Consider the following 24,681-nt stretch of genomic DNA (forward strand, 5'->3'; position numbering starts at 1 on the left):
CGAGAGTCGATGTTTAGCATAAACAATAGCAAGATTGTGACCTCCATGCCTTGGCTTTTTAGGCAATTTGATGTCGAAAGCGGCTTGGAATGACTGGAAAACAACGCCCATGACCCAACCGATTGTCCGCTTTGCCCCTTCGCCCACCGGGCGCCTGCACGTTGGCAACGTCCGCACGGCCCTGATCAACTGGCTGTTTGCGCACGCGAAGGGCGGCAAATTCATCCTGCGTATCGACGATACGGACCTTGAGCGCTCCACCAAGGCCTATGAAGACGGCCTGCGCGAAGACCTGACCTGGCTCGGCCTTGTCTGGGCCGACACGTTCAGCCAGTCCGACCGCTTTGCCGAATATGACAAGGCCGCCGCACGCCTCAAGGAAATGGGCCTGCTCTATGCCTGCTACGAAACCGCCGACGAACTGGAGCGCAAGCGCAAGATCGCCCTCTCGCGTGGCCGCCCGCCCGTCTATGACCGCGCCTCGCTGGACCTGACAGACGAAGAGAAAGCCAAGCTGGAAGCCGATGGCGTCAAGCCGCACTGGCGTTTCAAGCTCTCCGGTAACCGCGTCGAATGGGACGACCTCGTGCGCGGCCCGCAAAGCATCGACACGTCGAGCCTCTCCGACCCCGTGCTGATCCGTGAGGACGGCTCCTACCTCTACACGATGCCTTCGGTCGTCGATGATATCGACGCGAAAATCACGCATGTCGTGCGCGGCGAAGACCATGTCACCAATTCCGGCGCGCAGATCGAGATCTTCCTCGCGCTCGGCGGCACGGCGCCGCAAATGGCCCACACGCCGCTGCTGATCGGCGCCGACGGACAAGGCCTCTCCAAACGCCTTGGGTCGCTCTCCATGGGAGAGCTGCGCGAACAGGGCTATGAGCCGATGGCGATCACCAGCCTGCTCGCCAAGATCGGCACGTCCGACAATGTCGAGGCGCGCACCAGCCTTGATGAACTGGCCGGCGAATTCGACTTCGGCAAGATCGGCCGCGCCCCGGCGCGCTTCGACGAGGCAGACTTGCTGTCGCTCAACGCGTCCATCCTGCACGGCCTGCCCTTTGAGGATGTGAAAGAGCGCTTGGCGGCGGTGGACCCGCGCGCCGCGGACGAGGCCTTCTGGACCGTCGTGCGCCAGAACTGTTCGCTGCTGCCGGACGTGTCAGCCTGGGTCGATGTCGTATTCGGCGACACCGCGCCGCTGGTCGATGCCGAGGACAAGGACTTCGTTCTGCAGGCCGCTGACCTGCTGCCCGAAGGCGACCTGACCGCCGAGACCTGGAGCGAGTGGACCAACGCCGTGAAAGCCGCGACGGGCCGCAAGGGCAAGGGCCTGTTCATGACCCTCCGCAAGGCGCTGACGGGACAGGAACACGGGCCGGATATGGCGAGCCTGATGCCCTTGATCGGACGGGACCGGGCGCTGAAGCGGTTGAAGGCGGCTTAGGCCCTCACCTCCCACTGCCTTCGGCAGCGGGCCCCTCCTCTCCCATAGGGAGAGGGGTTTGACCGGAAGAGCCACTTAACCCCTCTCCCTTTGGGAGAGGAGGGGCCCATCGCAAAGCGATGGGAGGTGAGGGCTTTGCTTGAGACAAAGGCTCGTCCTTCGACTTCGCTCAGGATGAGCGCTCAGTTGTCAGGCCTCTTCCACCAGCTGAACCAGCACAACGCCCTCAGCGACCTGTTCACCCACCGCGCCTGAGACCGCTTCAACCACACCGTCGCGCGGCGCAGCAAGGCTGTGTTCCATCTTCATGGCTTCCATTACGGCCAGCGTCTGGCCGTGGGTGACTGTATCACCGGCCTTCACATTCATCGCGATAATCTTGCCGGGCATCGGCGCCTTCACCGCGTCGCCGCCGAGCAGGGCTTCGACATCGGCGTCATAGTCCGGCACCTCGACCAGCACACTGTCGCCCGCCGTGGTGACGGCATAGCGGCGGGGCGAGAGGTCTGTCACGAGCGGAAGCGGCAGGTCTGCATCGACCTCATAATCATCGGGGTCGATCCAGTCGGCATCCCCGCCAACGGCCACGGAAGCCCGGTGCAGGGGCGCCGCGTTCATCCGCCAGCCATCCTTGATGTCCCAGGGCTTGGCTGCGCCCGGCGCATCAAGCTGGATATCGCAGACGGCCATGACGGAGGCATGCTGATGCTCTCCCGGCGCATCGGTCAGCGCCTCGCCCTGCTCCGCAATCCAGTTCACATGGTGTGTCGCCTCAAGGAAGGCATCGGAGGCGGCGCAACGGCGCAGGAAGCCCGCATTGGACGGCACGCCGACAAGCTGGGTATGCGCCAGCGCGTCGATCAGGCGGTCAGCTGCCTCGTCGCGGTCCTCGCCCCAGACGATCAGTTTGGCGATCATGGAATCATAGCTGGACGGCACACGGTCGCCGCTTTCAAAGCCGGCATCCCAGCGGACCGTTTCGCCATCCACTTCTTCCAGCAGGCCGAATTCGAGGATCAGGCCCGCGCCGGGGCGGAAGCCTTCAGACGGGTCTTCGGCGCAGATGCGCGCCTCGATGGCGTGGCCATTCAGCGTGATCTCGTCCTGCGGGAGCGGCAGCTCGCCGCCCGAAGCGACATGCAACTGCCATTCGACCAGATCGGTACCCGTGACCATTTCCGTCACCGGATGCTCGACCTGCAGGCGCGTGTTCATCTCAAGGAACCAGAAACTGTCGAGGCTCAGCGGTCGGCTGCCATCGACGATGAATTCCACCGTTCCGGCGCCCTCATATTTAACGGCTGCGGCCAGTTTCACGGCGGCGTCCGTCATCGCAGCCCGCACATCGTCCGGCATGCCCGGGGCAGGTGCCTCTTCCAGCACTTTCTGGCGGCGGCGTTGCAGCGAGCAGTCGCGCTCGAACAGGTGGACCGTATTGCCATGGCTGTCGCCGAACACCTGCACTTCGATATGGCGAGGCTGTTCGACCAGTTTCTCCAGCATCACACGCCCGTCGCCAAAGGCGCTTGTCGCCTCGCGCACGGCGCTATCGAGTTCATCCTTCAGGTCCGCCGCCTTGGTGACGAGGCGGATCCCCCTGCCCCCGCCGCCCGCAATGGCCTTGATAAGGATCGGATAGCCGATCTCCTTGGCCGCATTGGTCAGCGTTTTCAGGTCCTGCGCCTCGCCGCGATAGCCGGGCAGCACGGGCACGCCGGCCTCCTCGGCAATGCGCTTGGCCTCGTCCTTAAGGCCCATCGCACGAATGGCCGATGGCGGCGGGCCGACCCAGATGAGGCCCGCATTGCGTACATCCTCGGCGAACTCCGCGTTCTCCGAGAGGAAGCCGTAACCGGGGTGGATGGCGTCAGCGCCCGTGGCCTTTGCAGCAGCAAGGATACGGTCGGCGTTGAGATAGCTTTCGGCGGCAGGGGCCGGGCCGATGTGCACAGCTTCGTCGGCTTCGCGGACGTGTTTGGCGCGGGCGTCGGCGTCGGAATAGACGGCGACCGTGCGGATTCCCATGTCGCGGCAGGTGGCCATGATACGGCAGGCGATCTCGCCGCGATTGGCAATGAGGAGGCTTTTGATCATGGCCGCAGCAAGACCCGATTTCGCCGCAAAAGACAAGTTGCGGGGCCGGAAGCGCGTGCCTAAGCTGACAGGCCATCAAGGATGAGAACGCCATGCGCCGACTGACCGCCCTGATTGCCTCCGCCACGCTGTTAACCATGGGCACGGCTGCCGCCGCACCGAAAGACGAGGCATCCGTCGCCAAGGCGTGGGAGAAACAATGCCGCGTCGACGTCGCCGCTGAGGGCGTGTCGAAGGCGCGGGCCAAGCCCTTCTGCAAATGTGCAAAATCGGAAGTCGCCGACTGGATCGACAAGGCCGAAGGCAACGAGCGCGCCCTGCGCCTCTGGTCGGCCTATTATCAGGGCGATCCGGAGATGAGCGAAGATGACTTCTATGAAGGCGCCGCTGCTGCGGGCCTGAACCCGGACGAACTCAAGGCCCTGCTCGTCTCGCTCTTCTTCGAGCCCGGCAAGTTCTACGCGCCCTGCGTCGACATCATTGAGTGAGCTTTGTGGGCCTTGCCCGGTGAACCGTGGCGACCAGCACGAAGCTGATGATCATCAGCAGGTACCATGAGCCGAGCTTGGCGAGCGAGACCATCTCCCAGCCATTCTCCTGCCCCGGATAGGCCCAGGCTTTCGCGAAGGTGCCGAGGTTTTCCGCAAACCAGATGAACAGCGCCACCAGCAGGAACCCGACCACGAGCGGCATCCGGCGGTAGGCCACATCCGGCCGGAACTGGACCCAGCAGCGGCCATAGATCAGCACCGTCGCCGCAAAGAGGCCAAGGCGAATGTCCGGCAGCCAGTGGTGCGCGAAGAAGTTCACATAGATCACTGCGGCAAGGAGCCCCTGCAGCCAGAGCGGCGGGAAGTGCGTGAACCGGAAAGCAAAGATGCGCCACACGCGAGCGAGATACGATCCCACCGCCGCATACATGAAGCCGGAGAACAGCGGCACGGCGCCGATGCGGAGATAACTATCCTCGGGATAGATCCAGCTGCCTGCATGCGTCTTGAACAGCTCCATGATCGTGCCGACGACGTGGAACACAAGAATGATCCGCGCCTCCTCCCATGTCTCCAACCCGGTCAGCAACATGGTCACCTGAATGGCCACGGCGGAGAGCACGAGGAAGTCATAGCGCGAGATCGGCGCCCCATCCGGATAGAACAGGAAGGTCAGCATCAAGAGGCCCAGCATCGCCCCGCCGAACAGGCAGGCCCAGGCCTGCTTGATGCCGAAGGCGAGGAATTCGAACGCCGCCTGGCTGACCGGTCCACGCACCCAGCGCGCATGGAGGTCCGCACGGGCCGCATGGAGGCGGCGTTGCAGGGCATTGGCGGGAGGCGGAGGCATTATGGGCTTCATGGTACCCTCCATTACCCCCGAAACGGGCAGCTTTAGGGCCGGAAACGGTCACGGAATGGTCCGGGAATGGTCAGCGAACGGTCCACGAAGCACAGCGGAAGGGAGTGAAATTCCGGCTTTCTGCCGCCTGCGGCATGTCGTAAGGGTTAACCATAGTCAATCGAGGGGACTAAACATGGCCTATGCATCCGGAGTTCAGTTGAGCGGCCTTGCCGGCATCGTCGGCGCCGCAGTTGGCGGCTATATCGGCTATTCGCAGGCGGCAGACGTTAGTAACCTGACACCCATTGCCGGGGCACTCATCCTTGGCGGTGTTGGGCTTGTGGCGGGCAGCGCTGGCGCATTCCTGCTCAAATCGGCGATGCAGTTTGTCATCTACATCATCATGTTCGGCGTGCTGGTTTATGTGTTCCAGACACCGATAACGAACATGACCGGGATAAACCCCGTGGCCGCGACCCTTGAATTCCTTGGAGATATGGGCCTTCCGGTGAAGACCGCGACCGAAAAGCTGGTTACCGGCTCCAACTAGGCTTGCGCTTCTCGAGGAAGGCCGCGACGCCTTCCTTGCCTTCATCCGATGACCGACGCGCCGCAATGCGACGGGCCGTCTCATGGCCAAGATCCTTGTCGATAATCTCGCCGGTGACATCCGCCACCAGCTTCTTGGCATCGGCCACAGCGCCCGGCGCAGCGGCGAAAACGAGATTGGCGATATGCTCTTCCATGGCGGTCATCCCGGCCTGGTCGGCCACCACATAATGAACGAGGCCCATGCGCTCTGCATATTCGGCATCAAATGTCTCAGCCGTCACGAAAAGCGCGCGTGCCCGGCGCGGGCCGATGGCGTCGATCACATAGGGGCTGATGGTGGCAGGCGTCAGGCCGAGGCGCACTTCCGAAAAGCGGAACTTCGTGCCGGTCATGGCAACGGCCACGTCACACGCCGCGACAAGCCCTGCGCCGCCGCCCATGGCTGCACCATGGACCAGCGCCAACGTCATCTGGGGCATGTCGTAGAGCGCCTGCAGCATGGCAGCCAATTTCTGCGCGTCGTCCTCGTTATCATCCTTGGTGTGGAGTTCAGCGGCCTGCTTCATCCAATTAAGGTCAGCCCCTGCCGAAAAGGATGGGCCATTACCACGCAGGATCATCATCCGGATGGTTTCCTGATCGGAAATCACCTCGAAAGCGTCCCTCAGTTCCTCAATGACGAGCGCATTGAAGGCATTGTGCACGTCAGGCCGGTTCAACGTGACGACAGCGAGGCCTTCCTGCGTGGCCTGAAGGGTGATGGTTTCGTAAACAGTGTCGGTCATGCGGTTTCCTGACGTATGAGAGCGGGTTCCAGGCACTGTGCCGGACTATCGGGCCGTCAGCGAGCACGATAAGGCCGGAACGCCCGCTGCGGCAACCGGAACAACTGTGGAAAAAGCCATGCTTCACAAGCACCTGCAAGCGCCGTTCAGACAGCCTCGCGACCGAAGATGCGCATGTCGGTGCACCAGCGCTTGAACTTGGCCTCATCGACCTCACCGGCCCCGCCGAGAATGGTGTGGTGCAGCGGGCCGAAGCCGGACAGGCCGAGGACGCCGCGCTCGAGTGCGCGCAGGGCGCCGGCATCCATGCCAAACCGGTAGACGAGACCTGGCATGCCCATGCTAATGACAGTGCGGGCGGATTTGCCCTTCATCATCTGCATGGGCCATTTATGGGCGCTGTCGGATGCGGCGAGGAAGAATTCTGCCCGCGCCGCCTGTTCGAAGAAGGCGCGCAGCTTGGCCGGCATGCCGCCGAGCCAGAGCGGAAAGGCGATCAGCAGATGATCAGCGTCGGCGATTTTCCGGCGTTCGCTCAGCATGGGCTCAGGTGGCGGCGTAGCAAAATCGTCCGGTGTGCTGAGGAAACCGAAATCGAGACTCCCCACGTTGATGCGCGAGACGGCGTGGTCTTCCTGCGCCGCCCCTTCGGCATAGGCATCGCACAGGGCGTGAATGAGATGGTGCGGGGCCGGGTCGGGGTGGCCGTCGATGATGCAGATGCGGGTCATGGGTGAACGTCCTCAAGATGATCCTGAGGCGCCAGTCTGGCAGGTGCAAAGATGCGGGCCCATACGGACTTGCCCCTAGACAGAGGCCCGTTAGATTCAAGGCACCCTTATGAATGCAAAGAGGGCCTGCCAGGGGACAGGCCCTCTCCCCTTCCATGTCGGGCGCAATTACTGACTGTTCGCCAGATCGGTTGCTGACACGGATGTCTCATCTGTCTCGCCGCGCCAGGCCTGTACGGCGCGCAGGAGCTCTTCTTCGGAAACGGTATGGTTCTGATCGAGATCGAGCCGGGTGAATTTGGCGATGGCCTCAGATTCGGATGCCTTGCGGCTGCCGGTCTGCTGGGAGACGTATTCATCCTCCGAAATCAGGCCGTCATCATCGACATCGAACAGGGAAAAATCGGGTAGCTGGTCGGCATGGCCGATGAGGGCCGTCATCATCGCCGCCGCCAGAAGGAAATTCGCACGTCGCACCATGGCCGCCTCTCCTTTTCATGCCTGCCGCAATGGTTGCGACAGGCTGACCTTGTCACAATGTGGCATTAATGGGGCGTGAAAAGCCGTTCACGAACAAGATGTAATGTTTACATCCTGAATACGCCAAAGCCACGCTCCGGGAACGGGGCGTTGAGGCTGGCGGAGAGGGCGAGGCCGAGGACGCGGCGCGTGTCGGCGGGGTCGATGATGCCGTCGTCCCAGAGGCGCGCGGTGGAGAAATAGGGGTTGCCTTCGGTCTCGTAGAGATCGCGGATCGGCTGTTTGAAGGCTTCTTCTTCCTGCGCTGGCCACTCGCCGCCCTTGCGCTCGATGCCCTCGCGCTTAACCGTGGCGAGCACGGAGGCGGCCTGTTCGCCGCCCATCACCGAGATGCGCGCATTCGGCCACATGAAGAGGAAGCGGGGCGAATAGGCGCGGCCGCACATGCCGTAATTGCCCGCCCCGAAGCTGCCGCCGGTGACGACGGTGAACTTCGGCACGCTGGCGGTGGCAACGGCGGTGACCATCTTGGCACCATCCTTGGCGATGCCGCCGGCCTCGTATTTCGAGCCGACCATGAAGCCGGTGAGATTCTGCAGGAAGACCAGCGGGATGCGGCGCTGATCGGCCAGTTCTATGAAATGGGCGGCCTTCTGGGCACTCTCGGAAAACAGGATGCCATTATTGGCCAGGATTGCAACGGGCATGCCGTAGAGCCGGGCAAAGCCGCAGACCAGGGTTTCGCCATAGAGTTTCTTGAACTCGTGGAATTCGGAACCGTCGACCAGGCGCGCGATGACTTCGCGGGCATCATAGGTTTCCTTCAGGTCCGGCGGGACGAGGCCGTGGAGTTCAGAGGGGTCGTAGAGGGGTTCGGCAGGTGCGGTCAGTTCGAAAGGCTGGGGCTTTGGCGTGGCCAGCGTGCGGATAATCGAGCGCACGATTGCAAGGGCGTGGGAGTCGTGGGCGGCGTAATGGTCCGCCACGCCCGACTGGCGCGCATGGACGTCAGCGCCGCCGAGATCCTCAGCCGAGATGACTTCACCGGTGGCCGCCTTCACCAGCGGCGGGCCGCCGAGGAAGATGGTGCCCTGCTTGCGCACGATGATCGTCTCGTCGCTCATAGCGGGCACATAGGCGCCCCCAGCGGTGCAGCTGCCCATGACGGCGGCGATCTGGGGGATGCCCTTCGCGCTCATCTGGGCCTGATTGTAGAAGATGCGACCGAAATGCTCGCGGTCCGGGAAGATTTCGGACTGGTGCGGCAGGTTTGCGCCACCTGAGTCCACAAGATAGATGCATGGCAGGCGATTTTCGAGCGCAATCTCCTGCGCGCGGAGGTGTTTCTTGACCGTCAGCGGGTAATACGTGCCGCCTTTGACGGTGGCATCATTGCAGACGATCATGCATTCGCGGCCCTCGATGCGGCCAACGCCCGTAATGATGCCAGCCCCGGGCGCCTCGCCATCATACATGCCATCGGCTGCCAGTGCGCCGATCTCAAGGAAGGGGCTGCCCGGATCGACCAGCCGCTCGACACGCTCACGTGGCAGCAGTTTGCCGCGCTCTGTGTGGCGCTGCCGGGACGCTTCAGGCCCGCCAAGCGCCGCAGCAGCGGTCTTTTCAGCGAGTTCATCCAGCAGGGCCTGCATGGCGGCGCGATTGCGGGCAAAGCCCGCACCGGCAACGTCGAGACTCGATTTCAGTACGGGCATGATGCCTCCCTCAAGGGCCTGAAGCCTGCTTAACGAGGGCGCAGGCCGCTGTCACGCGACTGTAACCCAATATTGAGAGAGTTCAGGTAGGGTTCCCACTTGGAAGGACCTTCTGGAATGGGCATCTTCAAACCTATGAGCATCGACATCACCCCGGCCCTTAAGAACATCCCGTTCCTGAAGGATGTACCGGCGCGCGCCATGAAAGCGGCAGGCAAAGAGGCCCAATGGTATTCACTGCCTGCGGGCGGCGCCCTGTTCAAAACGGGCGAGCCGGCCGATTCGATCTATTTTGTGCTCTCCGGCACGCTCGGCGCGTTCCACGAAGGCCCGGAAGGCGCAAGCGAGTTCATTGGCCATATCCGCGCTGGTGAGCCCTGCGGGGAGATGGCGCTGTTCCTGGGTGGGCTCGATGTCGACGGCGACGGCTCGCCGGAAAATGCGCCGCATACCGGCTCTGTTTACGCGATACGCGATTCCGAAGTGATCGCGATCACCCGCAAGGGCTGGCAGCGCATGGTGAAGGCCGAGCCTGAACTGCTGGAGGCCATGATCCGCGTGATCCTGCGCCGCCTCGGCAAGGCGGGTCAGCGCTCGACACGGGCCGCGCCAAAGGTTTTCACACTGGTCGGTACATCGCCCACGATAGATTTGAGCCTGCGGGCCAAGGCCCTCGCTGACAGCCTGTCGCGCGCCGGCAAGACGTCCGTCATTATCGCCGAAGCCGAAGGCGACGAAAAACCAGCAGCCTTCTTTGACGATCTCGAACTGCGCCATGATGTCGTAATCCTGATCTCGACCATCGGCGACAATACCTGGTTCAGGCTGTCGATCCGGCAGGCAGACCGGATATGGGTCATGGCGCGCGCCGATGCGCGGCCCTCCATTCCGCTCATGCCGACAGAAGACTCCCCGGCACTTGCCCTGAAACTGGTCGACGTCGTGCTGCTCCATCACGGCAATGAACGCCGTGCGGCCCGTCCGGTCGAGTGGCTCGATGCGTCTGGTGGCAGCCGGGTTTTCCACTGGACCGGCGTACAGGGACCAAGTTGCGCGCGGCTGGCGCGTGTCATGTCAGGCAGGTCTGTCGGGGTGGTGATGTCAGGCGGCGGGGCACGGGCTTATTCCCATATCGGCATGGTGCGCGCCATCCGTGAGGCTGGCATACCAATCGACTTTGTCGGCGGTTCATCCATGGGCGCGGTTATCGCAGCCTGTGTCGCCATGGGCTGGGATAATGACGAGATCGACCGGCGCATCCGCAAGGCCTTTGTCGAGACCAATCCGTTGGGGGACTATAACCTGCCCGTTGTCGGCATGGTCAAAGGCGCACGCGTGAATGCGCGCCTGAAAGAGCATTTCGGCGAGGCGGAAATCTGCGACCTGGACGTTCCCTTCTTTGCCACCTCGACCAATCTGACGACTGGCACGTTGCGACTGCATCGCACCGGGCTCCTGCGTGAGGCCCTTCGCGCGACTATCTCTTTGCCAGGCATCCTGCCGCCAGTGGTGGACGGTCATGATGTGCTGGTCGATGGCGCCGTACTGAACAATTTCCCGGTTGATGTGATGCGCGAAATGCACCGGGGCTTTGTGGTCGGCTGCGACGTGACGCAACAGGCTGAGGGGCTGGATGTGGAAGAATTCATCAACCCACCCAACTTCTTCCGCTGGGTTCTGGGTAACGGGTTCTCGGCGGCCCCGCCAATTGCCGGCCTGTTGATGCGTGCGGCAACCATCCGGGCAGACCGCACGTTTGGCCGCGATATGACCGATGTGCTAATCCTGCCGGATCTGATCGACACAGAACTGCGAGACTGGGAGGCCTATGACGCCACTGTCGAGGCCGGGTATGACGCTGCCAAGAAAGTGCTCGAGACCAGCGATATCAAGGAAAAGTGCTGCACTGAATGATCCGTATCCACCTAAGCTCTGAAACGCCCCGTTAACCGAGATCAGGCCATTCTGCATACGCTATAGAGGCAAAGATGCCGCCTGGCGCCCTGCGGAGGAAGACTGAGATGGACGATACCATCGTCGACATATTGCCATTGACGATTGTCGAGTTAGCGCCAGTCCGGGACGATCAGGGCCAGATCGTGGATTTCATCTGGGTCTATGCCAATGAGATGTCCAACCGGGTTGTGTTACCCGAAGGTGGGTCGATCGTCGGCCAGCGCGTGTGCGACATCGACCCCGCCTATCGTGAATCCGACATGTTTTCTGACGCTGTTCTCTGCATAGAGACGGGCCAGCCACGCGAATTGTTCAATAGCAGTCGCACACCAACGCCGCACGGACGCCTGAAGCACCTCGAAGGCACCGTTGTTCGCTACTCCATAATGCCAAAAGGCGACGGATGCGTAATCTGCTCGGTTGAAATAACCGATCTCGTTCATGCGCGCGATCAGGCCAATGACTGGCTGGAGATGTTTCGCTCGGCCTTTGACCATGCCGTGCAGGCGATCACGCTGACAACGGAAACCAGCCGCATCATCTATGCAAATCAGGCCCTGTACGACCTGCTTGGTTACGCGCCCGGAGAGCTGGAGGGAAAATCAAGCCAGGTTATCATGCGCCGCGAAGATCATGAGGCCGTGGTCAAAGCCGGCACGAAAATGTGGGGCGGCAAGATCGAACAGGAGATCATGGACGTGACGCTCATCGGCAAGTCCGGTGAAGAAATCATCGTCTCAACCGCCTTGACGAGCCTCTACTCCGAGGTGCGCGGCGAGCGCATCTTCATCTCGCATGCCCGCGATGTCCGCGCAGATCGCAAGCTCGCCCATGACCTCGCCACGGCGCTCCAGCGGGCGGAGCATGCCACGCAGCTGAAATCGGAATTCCTGGCCAATATGAGCCATGAATTGCGTACGCCGCTGAATGGCATTCTTGGTATGGCGCAGGTCCTCACGGGAGGAGAGCTGACAACGGCCCAAGCCGAACAGGTCAGCATTATCCTGGAATCGGGTCAATCGCTCCTGGCGATCTTGAATGACATACTGGATCTGTCCAAAATTGAAGCGGGTCGAATGGAGCTTTCCTTTGTCGAGGCGGACCTGCGACACAAGCTTAACCGCGTCTGCAAACTCTATGAGCCTGTCGCGCAAGAGAAGGGCATCAACCTGCGGCTCGTCGTCGACCCCAGCGTGCCAGCACTCCTCATGCTCGACACAGTGCGTCTGCGGCAATGTGTGGGAAACCTGATCTCAAATGCCGTGAAGTTCACGGAAAATGGCGACATCCTCATCGTTGCAACTGCTGAAACACGGGGCGAAGACACATCGCGGATCACGATCCACGTTTCTGACAACGGATGTGGAATCCCACACGAAAAGGTGGCGCAGATATTCGAATCCTTTGTTCAAGCCGACGGATCCACCACGCGAAAATATGGGGGTAGCGGCCTCGGCCTACCCATTTCACGAAAGCTCGCTCGCATGATGGGCGGCGACATCACTGTCGCCAGCGAGCTGAACAAGGGATCCATCTTTACCTTGACGCTCGAGAGCCAGATCGTGAGACAGGAGAGGCCCATCTCCGTTCCAAAACCTGCCCGAGACACCGATCTCGGAATAACCAGAAAAGCCTCGCTGGAGGATGGCCGCGTCGCACCCAGCGTACTTGTCGTGGATGACAACGCCATCAACCGCCGTGTCGCGCGGTCATTCCTTGAGCAGAACGATTATGAAGTTCATGAAGCATGTGATGGCCTGCAAGCGCTCATGAGGCTTGGCAATGAATTTTTCGACCTTGTGCTGATGGATATAAACATGCCTGAGCTGGACGGCCAACGCGCGCTGGACCGTCTGCGTGCCGGCGATGGCCCGAATGCAAGTGCTCCTGTGATCGCCCTCACCGCCGATTCCATGCGCGGTGACCGTGAGAAATATATCGCGCGAGGCTTCAATGGCTATGTCTCAAAGCCGATTGACCAGCGCTCGATCCTCACCGTTATGGAATCATGCCTTGCCGCAGCGCGGCCAAATCCGGACAGGCGCAGCGCCTAGGCTGTCTCGCCGAACAATTCCCGGCCGATCAGCCAGCGGCGGATCTCGCTCGTGCCCGCACCAATCTCGTAAAGCTTGGCATCGCGCAGCAGGCGGCCAGTCGGATATTCGTTGATATAGCCGTTACCACCAAGAATCTGGATGGCATCAAGGGCGAGCTTCGTGGCCGTTTCAGCCGCGTAGAGGATGGCGCCTGCAGCGTCCTTGCGGGCGGTCTCGCCCCGGTCGCAAGCCTTGGCGACGGCATAGACATAGGCCTTGGCCGCATTCATCTGAACGTACATGTCGGCGAGCTTGCCCTGGATCAGCTGGAACTCGCCAATCGACTGGCCGAACTGTTTGCGGTCGTGAATGTAGGGAATAACTACATCCATACAGGCCTGCATAATGCCCGTAGGGCCTGCTGACAGCACCGCGCGCTCATAATCGAGCCCGCTCATCAGGATACGTGCGCCAGCGCCCACCGGGCCCATGACGTTCTCTTCCGGCACTTCGCAATTGTCGAACACAAGTTCGCCCGTCTCGGACCCGCGCATGCCCAGCTTGTCCAGCTTCTGGGCCACAGAATAACCCTTGAAGCCCCGCTCAATCAGGAAGGCCGTGATGCCCTTGGAGCCGCCTTGCGGATCGGTCTTCGCGTACACAACCAGCGTGTCGGCATCCGGCGAATTGGTGATCCACATCTTGGTGCCGTTTAGCACATAGCGGTCGCCCTTCTTATCGGCGCGCAGTTTCATGGAAATCACGTCCGAGCCTGCGCCGCTCTCGCTCATGGCCAAGGCGCCGAGATGCTCGCCTGAGATCAGTTTCGGCAGGTAGCGCGCCTTCTGGTCGTCAGTGCCCCAGCGGCGCAGCTGGTTGACGCAAAGATTCGAGTGGGCACCGTAGGAGAGCCCAACCGATGCAGACGCGCGCGAGATTTCCTCCATCGCCACGACATGCTCGAGATAGCCAAGGCCTGTGCCGCCCCATTCCTCCTCGACCGTGATGCCGAGCAGGCCAAGCTCGCCCATCTTGGGCAGCAGGTCGCGCGGAAACGTGTCGGTCTTATCGATTTCCGCAGCGCGGGGCGCGATCTCGGCCTGGGCAAAGCTTGCCACGGTTTCGCGAATCATATCGGCGGTTTCGCCGAGATCGAAGTTCAGGGTGGGATATGTGTTCGGGATCATGCTGCCTGACTAGCAGGGCCTGCCCTGCCTGTCAGCGGAAAATGCGTCAGGTGCGACGCACAAGGACACGCATGAGATAATAAGCGGAAATCACGAGGATAACCCCGCTGCCAAGCGCCAGCAGCGGCCCGATATAGATATCCGACGTGCGCCCGGCCAGCTTGTAGGCCTCGCGGAAGAAGCGGTCGATGCCGATCAGGAAACCGATAATGCCAAGCCCTGCAAGCAGCGCAAAAGGCCAGCCTTCGCGCATGACCTCATACCAGGTATCGTCGTGATAATTGTCATTCTCGGCGAGACGGCGCTCGATCTCTTCATCGCTGATGCGGACCTGCTCGAGGTCATCCACGAGGATCGGTTCTGCCGGTGGCAGCATGCCGCCGCCAAATTCAAGGGGCGATTCATATGACGGCGGACGCGGCGTGCGTCGCCGTTCGATGCCTTCCGGTGGCCCCTTGGCCACGTCAATCACACTGGACGGCTCATCAACGCCGAGCGGATCTGCCAGCGCGGAAACTGCGCGAGTGATTTCGTCAATGCTGGGACCGTCATGGGAACTGTCATTGTCAGCGACGGGCGGCGTCTGGCCCGATGCGAGCGTTGCGTTCTCACCCAATATCCGCGTCAGGCGCTCGTTGACGGCGCGGGCGGCGGCTTGCGGAGAATTGCTGGCAGGCTTGGCCTTGGCGGCGGTCGCGCGGTCGCCGTCAACTCGGGTTTCAACGATGACGGCCCGCTCGCGCGGTGTCATCAGCGATGCAGCGATATCCAGCATGGGCGTAACTAGTGCTGATGGCACGGAGGCGCGGCCCGACGGGTGCTCAAGGAACATGGCCTTTTCAGAGGCCCGACGACGGACAAGCGCATCAATGACCCGCATTTCGCCCTCAACCTGGCCCTTGCGCCAGAAGCTCAGCGCGTCGGCGGCTTGCAGCCGGTCGCCACTGTTGAGATGGGCCAGCACATCGGAAGCTATGAAGGCCTCTATGCCAATATTGAACACGAAAGAGACCAGCGCATCGAACTCGTTCTGGCTCAGCGGGGCCAAAACACGGTCGACAATCGCCTGCTCGACGGCGAGCAAATCATGGTGGCGCAGAAGGAGTTCGGCGTCCTGAGAATTAACCGTCAGGCCTCTGCGGGCCGACTGGGTATGCCCGTATCCGATGATCCATATGCCCGTTGGCAACTGGGCCGCGCGCGCACGGAAACCCTCAAAGCTCTTGATGAGCTCGAGACCTTGTCGAGACGTTCGCATTGGCCGGGCCATTCCGATGGCTCCCGTATTGATACAATTGGACTTTTACTATCGCGCCACTCTGCAAATGGCGCGCCTGTTCGCCTGCGCGGCGAAATCACTGCTCAGAAACACCCCAAATTACAGCAAAACGAGGGTCGCGAGGCCCAGGAAACTGAAGAAAGCCATCACGTCTGTCAGCGTCAGAACGAAGACGGACGAGGCCACGGCAGGGTCGGCCCCAAGACGCTTTAGGCTCAGCGGAACGAGAATACCCGACAGCCCTGCCCACATGAACGTGGCCAGCATGGAGACGGCGATCACAAGGGCCAGCTTGACCTGATGGAACCAGAGGAAGGCGATGATGCCGACACCAATGGCGAAGATAACCCCGTTAACCGTACCGCTAAGGAATTCACGCAAAACGGCGCGGCGTGCGGCTGGACCGTCCAGCTCGCGCTCGGCGATGGCGCGAACGGCAACTGCGAGGCCCTGGCTGCCGGCATTGCCACCGAGTGCCGCGACAACCGGCATGAGCACGGCCAGCGCGACAAGCTGCTCAATCGTGCCCTCGAAGATGGAGATGATGGCGGATGCAATGAAGGCCGTAAAAAGATTCACCGCGAGCCAGGGCGCACGCGCCTTCACCGTGTCCCAGACACTGTCCGAACCGTCGGCCGAGCTGACGTTGAGAAGAGAGAGAAGGTCTTCCGTGTTTTCAGACTGGATGACGTCCACCATATCATCGACCGTGATCATCCCGACGAGGCGACCGGCAGCATCCTTTACCGGGGCGGAAGCCAGCGAGTATTTCTGGAACTGGTAGGCGACCTCCTCCTGATCCATATCGGTCGTGATGTTGGACATGGGGTCTTCCATGATGTCCGACAATTGTGCTTCGCGGTGCGTCCTCAGCAGCGTGGCCAGCGACACAACGCCAATCAGGCGGTGGGCGGGGTCGGTGACATAAACCTCGTAGAAAACTTCCGGCAGTTCCGTTCCCAGCTTTCGGGCATGGTCGATGGAATGACCGACGGTCCAGAATTCGGGCAAGGCCACAAATTCTGTCTGCATGAGGCGGCCGGCGGTCTCTTCATCATAGGAGAGGCCGCGCTCCAGCTGGGCCCGGTCAATGGGAGCAAGATCTTCAAGGATGCGCTCACGGCGATCATCCTCAAGGTCGTCTAGAATTGTGGTCGCATCATCGGAATCAAGCTCGTCGAGCGCGTTGACGACCGCGTGGTCCGGCAGAACATCAACGGCGCCTTCGCGATAGGAATCGCGCAGCTCGATCAGGATGTCCGGCGGGAGCTCTCCGCCGAGTAGCTCAACAGCTTCCTCGAACGTGTCATACGGCAATTGTTCCAGCGCATCGGCGGCATCGGCCGGGTGCATGCGCTGCAGCGTGCGGGCCAGCCAGCGGACGTCCCGTTCTTCAACGGCATCCGACATGTCCGCCAGCAGGGCCGCATCAATCTCGGCAGCGTCCGGCGCCGGAGGCGTGGTTTGCGAAGTGTCCGTCATGGCGCTGTTCTTGCCGGGCTTAATGCGTTTCGGCAAGCGGAGTCATGAGCGGATCAGGCTTCGACGATGATCTCTTGCCGTATCAGAAAGAGAGCAGCGGAGAGATACCGCGGCTTCGCCTCGCCAAGCACTTCCTCTATACGGCCCTGTGCCTTCCGCCACAGCGGGCGAGCCCCCTTAGACTTAGGCAGACCATTCACGGGCAGCAGGACATGGGGAGATTTTGAAGGAACCACCCTATTTCGTCCATTTGCAGTTTTCTGAGGGCGCATCAACGGAACACTTATTTGCATTGTCTTCGGGCAAAATTCACATTGACAATGAGATTAAAGTGTATATACACTTTAATCTCATTCTGTGTGTCGTGTCGACCCAAGCTGTCAGCCAGCCCTCCGTTTACCGGCATGCAACTTCCCCGTCTGGCCCATCGCCGGACGGGGCTTTTTCTCACCAGTGCGCCCTTGCGCACCCCATATAGTGTATATGCACTCACAGAAAGGCTTAGTAGATGAAAATCCTCGGCTTCTTCCCTATCGCAGTCTTCGTCGTCGCCGCATCCGTGCCGGCCGCCAATGCGCAAGCGATCATCTATCATTACGGACAGAACCAGGCTGAGACATGCGCCCAGCGTGTCGCTGTTCCGGACGAGAACTCGGACACTGTCCTGCATCTCTGCGAGGCTGCACTTAATGACGAGGCGCTATCACCTGCCACCCGTGCAGCCACGCTTGCCAATACGGGTATCATCCTGATGAGGCAGGGTAACCTGGACACCGCGCTATCGCATCTGCAAGATGCAAATGCCAGCGCAACCGCATCGCCGGATATTGCCATCAATCTCGGCGCTGTGCTTGTCCGTCTTGGCCGATTTGATGAGGCAATTGACGTACTTTCATATCCCCAGACAGTTAGCTCCAAGCGCCAGCATGTCGCGTACTACAATCGCGCCCTGGCCCACTGGGCACGCAATGACATCGCCCTTGCCTATGAAGACCTAAAAACGGCGACCGCCATAAAGCCAGACTATGTGGCCGCCCGTGACATGCTTCAGTATTTCAAGATCGCTCAGGTCGAGTGACCGTTAGCCACGCGCATCGGCATCGAGGATGCGCTGGGTTTCAGACGCCAGCATCCGCTTCTCCTCAGCAATTATGTTTTCCACCGCGAATGCCGCATTCGGCACGGCGCCGGGGTCTTCTGCATAGTCCTTCGGACCATAGTCGTCAGCGACGAAAGCCCTGACCCAGTCTGATAGCGGCCCGCCGGCCCGGTCACAGGCCGCAAGCAGTTCAGCGAGAATCTGGCGCTGGGCCAGCAAGCGGCCCTCTAGTGTGGCATCAAGCATCTCGGTCATGGCGTCCTCCTGCAAAACATTGCGATGCAAAAGGGGCCGATGCAAATGGCATCGGCCCCGGATCTACCTGTATGGGATCCTAGGCGATCGGAATCCAGTATGGCGTATGGCCATAGTGGGAGTAAATTGCCGCGCCATAGATGCGATCCTTCAGGCGGTCGTACTCGTCTTTGCCCAATGTCGGCGCGGACTTAAGCTCTTCTGTCGTCATGTTGACGACATAGCCGTCCTTGCGCTCGTCATAGTCCAGTGATTGCCATGGCAGCGGGTGATATTGCTCACCGATTCCAAGGAACCCGCCGAACGACATGACGGCGTAGGCGACCTTGCCTTCGTATTTGTCGATCATGATGGCGTCGACGGTACCGAGCTTTTCGCCCTGCGCGTTATAGACGTGCGTGCCTTCAACGCGGGCCGAGCTAATCAGCGCATTGTTCGATTGGGTGGATGGGCGTGTCATTGTATCAGTCATGCTTTCCTCTCCATTCATTTGGGTTCGGGATTATAACCCCTTGGTGAATCAACAGATGACGGCGATTAGCGTTCCCTGATTTCCGCGAAATTTCCACACCCTGCGCCGACGCTTAAAAAGATGCTGAGTGGTCGGTTAATCTGCGGGAACCAAAACGCACATCGGCAGTTCTAAACTGCATGAAACGAACGTCCTCCCCCCAACAGTCATTTACTGCCACCCTTCGGAGAGGCGGAAACCTCGCTAGCCTGCGCCATGTAATATCGACCGGTAACATCCGTGCCGCTTGCGCTATGGTCTTTACCGGCCTCGCGTGTGCGCTGACATGCGTGGCACAGCGCGCCCGCCTCGCGACCAGCCTGCGGCGACGTAAAGTCCTGCTTCTGACCTACCAGGGTCCCACCCACCAGCGCATTCAGGCCTGACAAAAGCCGCCCTTCCGGGTGGCTTTTTCATGACGGCTTCTCTTTGCGTATGAGCCAGCGATATATGCCGAACACATTCACGGCTGTCAGCGCCACATTCTGTATGATCAGCGGCGGCTCGCCTTTGAAAGTGCCCACAATCACCCAGACAATCGACGAGACCGTGAATACAATAAAGGCATAGCCTGTAATCTTGCGGCTGAGATTGGCTGACACCAGCACGGCAGCAACAATGCCGGTCGCCATGGCCAGATATCCAAGAAAATCACTCATATCCGAAATCCCCCGCGCATTATCCACAGCGCTGGAAGACATACGTGACCCATACCGAAAGGTTGCGATGTGCGGATTGTCACGGAAGGCTGGCCCCTAAAAGAGGGCCAGATGGTGCGGTCAAGAGGACTCGAACCTCCACGGGTTGCCCCACAGCGACCTCAACGCTGCGCGTCTACCAATTCCGCCATGACCGCACACTGGTCTGTAATAGGCAGACGGGCCGTATAAGGCGCGCGCTAACCTTTGTGAAGCCCCGATTATCGCCTATATGCCACCTATCATGCAGAAATTTCCTGACGTCGAATGGGCCGTTTCCAATGCCCCGATACCATATGAGGCCGCAATCGCCTTTATGGAGGCCCGTGCGCGGGCGATTCGGGAGGGCGAAGCGCCCGAACTCGTCTGGTTTCTGGAGCATCCGCCGCTCTACACATCCGGCACCTCCGCCAAGGTCGAAGACCTCAAAGCACCAGATCGTTTCCCCGTGTTTGATGCAGGTCGTGGCGGCCAGTACACGTATCACGGCCCCGGCCAGCGGGTGGCCTATGTGCTGCTCGACGTATCGGCCCGTGGACGCGACGTTCGCGCGTTCGTGCAGAACCTCGAGACTTGGATCATCGCCGCCCTCGCCGCTTTCAATGTAGAGGCAGGCCCGCGTGACGGCCGCGTCGGCGTCTGGGTCGACCGCACACAGGCGGGTGGCTCATTGCGTGAAGACAAGATCGCCGCGATCGGCGTGCGGTTGAAACGCTGGGTCAGCTATCACGGCATTTCGCTGAACGTGGAGCCGGACCTCGAGCATTTCTCAGGAATAACGCCCTGCGGCATCGCTGATCCGCGCTATGGGGTCACAAGTCTTGTCGATCTCGGCATTCCGGCGAGCATGGACGATGTAGACATCGCCCTGCGCGATGCCTTTGAACGCGTCTTCGCGAGCCGCCTTGTGACCGTTCCGTGTCCGCTTCAGGCGGTTTCGTAGGGGCGACGCAGGCCTTCATTTTCCGGAATGTGGCTACCGGTGTGGAATTCCCCTACGCCGCCATTCGGCATCCGCGCGACGTAGAGCAGCGTCCAAAGCATGGCACCGAATGAGGCCAGCATCCAGATAGGGATAGCCATGCCGAGGCCACCACCAATTGCCATCTGACGCGCTGTCTGCGGTTCAGCAGGCGGGGCACGCCGTTGCGGTGCTTTCGTATTCTCTTCCGCCTTGGCAGCAGCGGCTTTCGCAGGGTCGGCAGCAATTTCCTTTTCCAGCGCCACCTTGGCGACCTGCGCCTCATGCTGGGCAATGCCACCTGCCACGCCGCCTGCAAAGGCCAGCATGGCAAGGATCAGCGGGATCAACACAATACCCGCCAGCAGGGTGGAGCGCCCAGCCTCGGCCAGCCTACGCAGGTGCGCCACGAAGGATGTGTACTCGGTCACCAGCACGAACACGACGAAGGGCACCAGAAGCGTCGGCACAGGCACGGGGCCCAGATTGACCGGCTTGTTCAGCATCGCCGTCTGCACGCCTGCCACGGCCAGCACAGCCACCACACAGGTCGGCACGATGTAGAGCAGCAGGCGCCCCATGAACATGAAGGTCCACGCCCGGCTGAAATGCAACTTGCTGGACTTGCCCATCGGATTGAACAGGGTCTGGATCCAGTTCATCGCAGCCGGGTCGTCACGGCGATCAAGGATCCAGGGGCGGTGCGGGTCGATCATGGCGGAAGAATCTTGCATCGGTGATGTGTCCTGCGAAAGCATCAAGAGAATGTGCCGGGCTGGTCTGACCTGGCGGTTGGCGGGCCATAAACATTGCTGGAGGGATCAGACTTCAGCCGTCCGCCGATAAGACCAAGAATACCGCTGGCGATCAGGAAGGTGACAATCGTGGTCAGAACGGATTGCCGCGCGAGTTTCTGAGCGTCCTGGGTCATGGCCTCGAACGCCGCCGCAATGCCGCCGGACTGCGCCACTTTCTGGAATTCCGCCTGCATCGAGAAGGCATCTGGCGAAAGGACAGGCAGAAGGAAGGCACTGCCCACCGTGACGATGAAGAAATAGCCGGCGAGGAAGGCCAGATAGAACCACGCCGTGCGGCCACCATCATGCAGCCGTTTGCCGAACACGCAGACATAGGAGAATACCAGCGGGTATTGCAGGATGCCGAAAGCTGGCGCGACGAGTGCTGAAGCGATCTGAACGAGCATCATGATTCCCGTGAGCAGGATCAGGCCGCGACCGAAGTCGCTGGAGCCAATACGGCCCTTGGGGCTGAGCAGGACATGTTGCACGTCCATGAGTGGGCAGTCTCCTCGGTATGACGCCATTGGGCGCCCATATTAGCGCCTTTTATCAATAAACGATAAATTCATGCAAGACAAAAGAGCCGGAGACGGCCTCCGGCTCTTGAAAGTCACATATCACACTGCCCTTTGGCTCAGGCGAATGTGTCGACCGCGCCCATGCCAGGCGGTGGGCCATACTTGTTCGGTCCAGGGGTGGACTTGAACAGGCTCATCACAAAGCCGATCACGCCAGTGACGATAGCGGTCGACAGTATGCTCGGGAGTAGCTGCGCCTGCGCGACCTTCTTGGAAGCCTCCATACTGGCAGCCAGTACCGCGCCCGGATCGTTGCTGGAGGAAATATCTTCCATGTCGCGCATCATTTCTGCCTGTAAGGCCGCGGCATCCACGCCGAACAAGGCAGGCAAAATGAAGCTGAGGACCGTCGACAGGATGATCGCGAGCACGACCATGCCGATCGTGATCCAGCCGGTCTGATCCGCGTCATGGAAACGCTTCACATGCAGCACAATCCACGGCCACACGACGACAAGTCCAAGCAGGCCGAGAAAGGGCGAAACAAACGCCGACAAAACCGAGACAACGGCGCTGATGACGAAAAGCGTGATCACGCCGCGCCAGTAAGTGGACTGGTCGATACGCCCGTTCGGGCTGAGATAAAGATTCATGGGGCTCTCCCTGCATGGCCTTCACGCAGGGTAACGGAAACACCGGCCCGGGGCCAGTGAAATGCCTATAATTGCCTTATCAACTCAGACCGATCAGGCGAACTCGACCATGATCTCGTCGGCCGCAACGCTGGCGCCCGCTTCGACATTGATCGCTTTCACGGTGCCGGTTGCTTCTGCGCGGATAATGTTCTGCATCTTCATCGCCTCAACCACGCAGACGGCTTCGCCAGCCTGCACTTCCTGGCCGACTTCCACATCCATCGACACGACAAGGCCCGGCATCGGCGAGATGACGAGTTTCGACGTATCCGGCTTTTCCTTCTCGGGCAGGCGCGAATGCAGATCTGCCACGGTTGGCGTGCAAACCAACGCGCGCAGGGCCACGCCGCGATGGCGGAAGAGATAGCCTTCGGTCCGGTCAGCAAACTTCACAGCAAAGGACTTACCGTCCAGCACGCCCTCGATCAGGTGCTGGCCGGGCTCCCAGCTCGTCACCAGCGAATGCGGCTTGCCGCCATTGATCGTGATTTGCGCGTCACCATCCTCACCCAGTTCAAGTTGCACCGGATGATGCTTGTCGCCCAGGATGACGACCCAGTCCTTGCGTGCTTCCGGTACGGGCGACATGCGCCCTGTGACCAGCTGCGCGCGGCGCGACATGAAGCCGTGGACATAAGCGGCAGATGCAATCAGCTGCGTCTCCTGCAGCTTCGTCGGCTCGACGCCGTGGAAGCCCTCGGGGAATTCGTCCTTGATGTATGCCGTCGTGATATTGCCGGACCGAAAGCGCTTCTCGTCCATCACAGCCGCAATAAACGGGATATTGTCCTGGATGCCTTCAATGTAGAAACGGTCGAGCGCTTCGGCCTGTGTGTCGAGCGCCGTGTCGCGATCCTTGCCCCAAGTGATAAGCTTGGCGATCATCGGGTCGTAGAACATGGAAATCTCGTCGCCTTCGCGCACACCGCTGTCCATGCGCACTTCGCCCTTGCCCAGCTTGCCTTCGACAGGCGGATGGAAGCGCTTGAGGCGGCCAATGGACGGCAGGAAGTTGCGATACGGATCTTCCGCATACACACGGGTTTCGACGGCCCAGCCATTGATACCGATATCAGACTGCTTGAGCTTCATCGTCTCGCCATAGGCGGACAGCAGCATCTGCTCGACGAGGTCGACGCCGGTGATCATCTCGGTGACCGGGTGCTCCACCTGCAGGCGGGTGTTCATTTCAAGGAAGTAGAAGCCCTTGTCCTTGCCGGAGGCCACGAATTCCACCGTGCCAGCGCTGTCATAGTTCACAGCCTTGGCAAGCGCGACAGCCTGTTCGCCCATCTTCTTGCGCGTTTCGGGATCGAGCAGCGGCGAAGGCGCCTCTTCGATGACCTTCTGGTTACGGCGCTGGATCGAGCATTCGCGTTCATTCAGGTAGATGCAGTTGCCATGTTTGTCGCCGAGCACCTGGATCTCGATGTGGCGCGGCTCGAGGATGAATTTCTCGATGAAGACGCGGTCGTCGCCGAAAGAGGACTTGGCTTCCGCCTTCACGGCCGGGAAGCCTTCTTCGACTTCCTTGTCATTGGCCGCGACACGGATGCCCTTGCCGCCGCCGCCAGCCGACGCCTTGATCATCACAGGATAGCCGATCTCTTTGGAGATCTTCACGGCTTCCTTCGTGTCCTCGATCAGGCCCATATGGCCCGGCACGGTCGACACGCCGGCTTCAGCAGCCAGCTTCTTCGATGAAATCTTGTCGCCCATGGCTTCGATGGCGTGTGCGTTCGGGCCGATCCAGCCGATTCCCTCTTTTTCGAGACGTTTGGCGAAAGCCGGGTTCTCGGAAAGGAAACCAAAGCCTGGGTGGATGGCCTCGGCGCCGGTCTTCTTCACCGCGTCGATGATCTTGTCGGCCACGAGGTAGGATTCAGACGCTGGCGAGCCGCCGATATGGACCGTCTCATCGGCCATCTCCACGGCCATCGAGCCAGCGTCGGCATCGGAATAAACGACCACAGTTTTCACGCCCAGGCGGCGGCATGTCTTGATCACGCGAACAGCAATTTCGCCGCGGTTGGCTATCAGAATCTTCTTGAACATTTCA

The 24,681-nt window shown here is 60.7% G+C and carries 23 protein-coding genes and 1 tRNA gene; 7 read left to right on the top strand and 17 right to left on the bottom strand.

Going from position 1 to position 24,681, the window contains the following annotated elements; all coding sequences use genetic code 11:
• Positions 1-109 precede the first annotated feature (109 nt).
• Positions 110-1,453, top strand: coding sequence for a glutamate--tRNA ligase (gltX, locus tag HOC_RS00205; protein WP_035534579.1), 1,344 nt, complete (start codon positions 110-112; stop codon positions 1,451-1,453).
• A gap of 189 nt (positions 1,454-1,642) precedes the next feature.
• On the opposite strand, the gene HOC_RS00210 is transcribed toward gltX, so the two are convergent.
• A complete protein-coding gene (locus HOC_RS00210) occupies positions 1,643-3,547 on the bottom strand; it encodes an acetyl/propionyl/methylcrotonyl-CoA carboxylase subunit alpha (RefSeq protein WP_035534581.1) in 1,905 nt (634 codons plus the stop codon).
• A 92-nt stretch (positions 3,548-3,639) separates the two neighbouring features.
• On the opposite strand from HOC_RS00210, the gene HOC_RS00215 reads away from it, so the two are divergent.
• Positions 3,640-4,035, top strand: a complete 396-nt coding sequence (locus tag HOC_RS00215; protein WP_035534584.1) for a hypothetical protein — start codon at positions 3,640-3,642, stop codon at positions 4,033-4,035.
• On the opposite strand, the gene HOC_RS00220 is transcribed toward HOC_RS00215, so the two are convergent.
• Positions 4,025-4,900: a DUF817 domain-containing protein gene (locus HOC_RS00220; RefSeq protein ID WP_241766823.1), complete on the bottom strand. Its 876-nt coding sequence runs from the start codon at positions 4,898-4,900 to the stop codon at positions 4,025-4,027. The two genes, HOC_RS00215 and HOC_RS00220, sit on opposite strands and share 11 nt — an antisense overlap.
• A 175-nt stretch (positions 4,901-5,075) precedes the next feature.
• Here HOC_RS00220 and HOC_RS00225 point away from each other — a divergent pair, with 175 nt between their 5' ends.
• Positions 5,076-5,432, top strand: a complete 357-nt coding sequence (locus HOC_RS00225) for a hypothetical protein (RefSeq protein WP_035534586.1) — start codon at positions 5,076-5,078, stop codon at positions 5,430-5,432.
• On the opposite strand, the gene HOC_RS00230 is transcribed toward HOC_RS00225, so the two are convergent.
• The 4 genes from HOC_RS00230 to HOC_RS00245 all read right to left on the bottom strand — a co-directional run bounded on the left by HOC_RS00230 (position 5,416) and on the right by HOC_RS00245 (position 9,145).
• Positions 5,416-6,219 carry an enoyl-CoA hydratase-related protein gene (locus tag HOC_RS00230; RefSeq protein WP_035534589.1) on the bottom strand — a complete coding sequence of 268 codons (804 nt, stop codon included), beginning with the start codon at positions 6,217-6,219 and terminating at the stop codon, positions 5,416-5,418. The genes HOC_RS00225 and HOC_RS00230 overlap by 17 nt on opposite strands.
• A 146-nt stretch (positions 6,220-6,365) precedes the next feature.
• Positions 6,366-6,950, bottom strand: coding sequence for an NAD(P)H-dependent oxidoreductase (locus tag HOC_RS00235; protein ID WP_035534592.1), 585 nt, complete (start codon positions 6,948-6,950; stop codon positions 6,366-6,368).
• Between the two features lie 168 nt (positions 6,951-7,118).
• A complete protein-coding gene (locus HOC_RS00240; RefSeq protein ID WP_035534594.1) occupies positions 7,119-7,430 on the bottom strand; it encodes an EF-hand domain-containing protein in 312 nt (103 codons plus the stop codon).
• A gap of 107 nt (positions 7,431-7,537) precedes the next feature.
• A complete protein-coding gene (locus HOC_RS00245; RefSeq protein ID WP_035534596.1) occupies positions 7,538-9,145 on the bottom strand; it encodes a carboxyl transferase domain-containing protein in 1,608 nt (535 codons plus the stop codon).
• A gap of 117 nt (positions 9,146-9,262) precedes the next feature.
• Between HOC_RS00245 and HOC_RS00250 the strand changes: the two genes are divergently transcribed.
• Positions 9,263-11,059, top strand: a complete 1,797-nt coding sequence (locus tag HOC_RS00250) for a patatin-like phospholipase family protein (protein ID WP_051624371.1) — start codon at positions 9,263-9,265, stop codon at positions 11,057-11,059.
• Between the two features lie 107 nt (positions 11,060-11,166).
• Positions 11,167-13,155, top strand: coding sequence for an ATP-binding protein (locus HOC_RS20865; protein ID WP_051624372.1), 1,989 nt, complete (start codon positions 11,167-11,169; stop codon positions 13,153-13,155).
• On the opposite strand, the gene HOC_RS00260 is transcribed toward HOC_RS20865, so the two are convergent.
• From HOC_RS00260 to mgtE, 3 genes are all read right to left on the bottom strand, one after another.
• A complete protein-coding gene (locus tag HOC_RS00260; protein ID WP_035534598.1) occupies positions 13,152-14,324 on the bottom strand; it encodes an isovaleryl-CoA dehydrogenase in 1,173 nt (390 codons plus the stop codon). The two genes, HOC_RS20865 and HOC_RS00260, sit on opposite strands and share 4 nt — an antisense overlap.
• A 46-nt stretch (positions 14,325-14,370) precedes the next feature.
• On the bottom strand, positions 14,371-15,594 hold the full coding sequence (locus HOC_RS20870; RefSeq protein ID WP_051624373.1) for a lysozyme: 1,224 nt from the start codon (positions 15,592-15,594) through the stop codon (positions 14,371-14,373).
• A 108-nt stretch (positions 15,595-15,702) separates the two neighbouring features.
• Positions 15,703-17,085, bottom strand: a complete 1,383-nt coding sequence (gene mgtE, locus HOC_RS00270; RefSeq protein WP_035534599.1) for a magnesium transporter — start codon at positions 17,083-17,085, stop codon at positions 15,703-15,705.
• A gap of 508 nt (positions 17,086-17,593) precedes the next feature.
• Here mgtE and HOC_RS00280 point away from each other — a divergent pair.
• Positions 17,594-18,163 carry a tetratricopeptide repeat protein gene (locus tag HOC_RS00280; RefSeq protein WP_035534603.1) on the top strand — a complete coding sequence of 190 codons (570 nt, stop codon included), beginning with the start codon at positions 17,594-17,596 and terminating at the stop codon, positions 18,161-18,163.
• A gap of 3 nt (positions 18,164-18,166) precedes the next feature.
• Here HOC_RS00280 and HOC_RS00285 read toward each other — a convergent pair whose 3' ends face one another.
• From HOC_RS00285 to HOC_RS00300, 4 genes are all read right to left on the bottom strand, one after another.
• Positions 18,167-18,439 carry a hypothetical protein gene (locus HOC_RS00285; protein WP_035534606.1) on the bottom strand — a complete coding sequence of 91 codons (273 nt, stop codon included), beginning with the start codon at positions 18,437-18,439 and terminating at the stop codon, positions 18,167-18,169.
• Positions 18,440-18,518: 79 nt separating this feature from the next.
• Positions 18,519-18,911, bottom strand: coding sequence for a PRC-barrel domain-containing protein (locus tag HOC_RS00290; protein ID WP_206741514.1), 393 nt, complete (start codon positions 18,909-18,911; stop codon positions 18,519-18,521).
• 452 nt (positions 18,912-19,363) lie between these two features.
• Entirely contained in the window at positions 19,364-19,609 is a 246-nt protein-coding gene (locus HOC_RS00295) for a hypothetical protein (protein ID WP_035534610.1), read from the bottom strand.
• A gap of 112 nt (positions 19,610-19,721) precedes the next feature.
• Positions 19,722-19,806: transfer RNA gene (locus HOC_RS00300), tRNA-Leu, on the bottom strand.
• Positions 19,807-19,892: 86 nt separating this feature from the next.
• On the opposite strand from HOC_RS00300, the gene lipB reads away from it, so the two are divergent.
• Positions 19,893-20,591, top strand: a complete 699-nt coding sequence (lipB, locus tag HOC_RS00305; RefSeq protein ID WP_035534612.1) for a lipoyl(octanoyl) transferase LipB — start codon at positions 19,893-19,895, stop codon at positions 20,589-20,591.
• Here lipB and HOC_RS00310 read toward each other — a convergent pair.
• From HOC_RS00310 to HOC_RS00325, 4 genes are all read right to left on the bottom strand, one after another.
• Positions 20,576-21,343, bottom strand: a complete 768-nt coding sequence (locus HOC_RS00310) for a hypothetical protein (RefSeq protein WP_156950321.1) — start codon at positions 21,341-21,343, stop codon at positions 20,576-20,578. The two genes, lipB and HOC_RS00310, sit on opposite strands and share 16 nt — an antisense overlap.
• A gap of 23 nt (positions 21,344-21,366) precedes the next feature.
• A complete protein-coding gene (locus tag HOC_RS00315) occupies positions 21,367-21,903 on the bottom strand; it encodes a DUF805 domain-containing protein (protein ID WP_035534616.1) in 537 nt (178 codons plus the stop codon).
• A gap of 140 nt (positions 21,904-22,043) precedes the next feature.
• Positions 22,044-22,580, bottom strand: coding sequence for a DUF805 domain-containing protein (locus HOC_RS20875; protein ID WP_051624374.1), 537 nt, complete (start codon positions 22,578-22,580; stop codon positions 22,044-22,046).
• Positions 22,581-22,673: 93 nt separating this feature from the next.
• Positions 22,674-24,677 carry an acetyl-CoA carboxylase biotin carboxylase subunit gene (locus tag HOC_RS00325; protein ID WP_035534618.1) on the bottom strand — a complete coding sequence of 668 codons (2,004 nt, stop codon included), beginning with the start codon at positions 24,675-24,677 and terminating at the stop codon, positions 22,674-22,676.
• Positions 24,678-24,681: the final 4 nt, after the last annotated feature.

Source organism: Hyphomonas oceanitis SCH89, from assembly GCF_000685295.1.
GTDB classification, from domain to species: domain Bacteria; phylum Pseudomonadota; class Alphaproteobacteria; order Caulobacterales; family Hyphomonadaceae; genus Hyphomonas; species Hyphomonas oceanitis.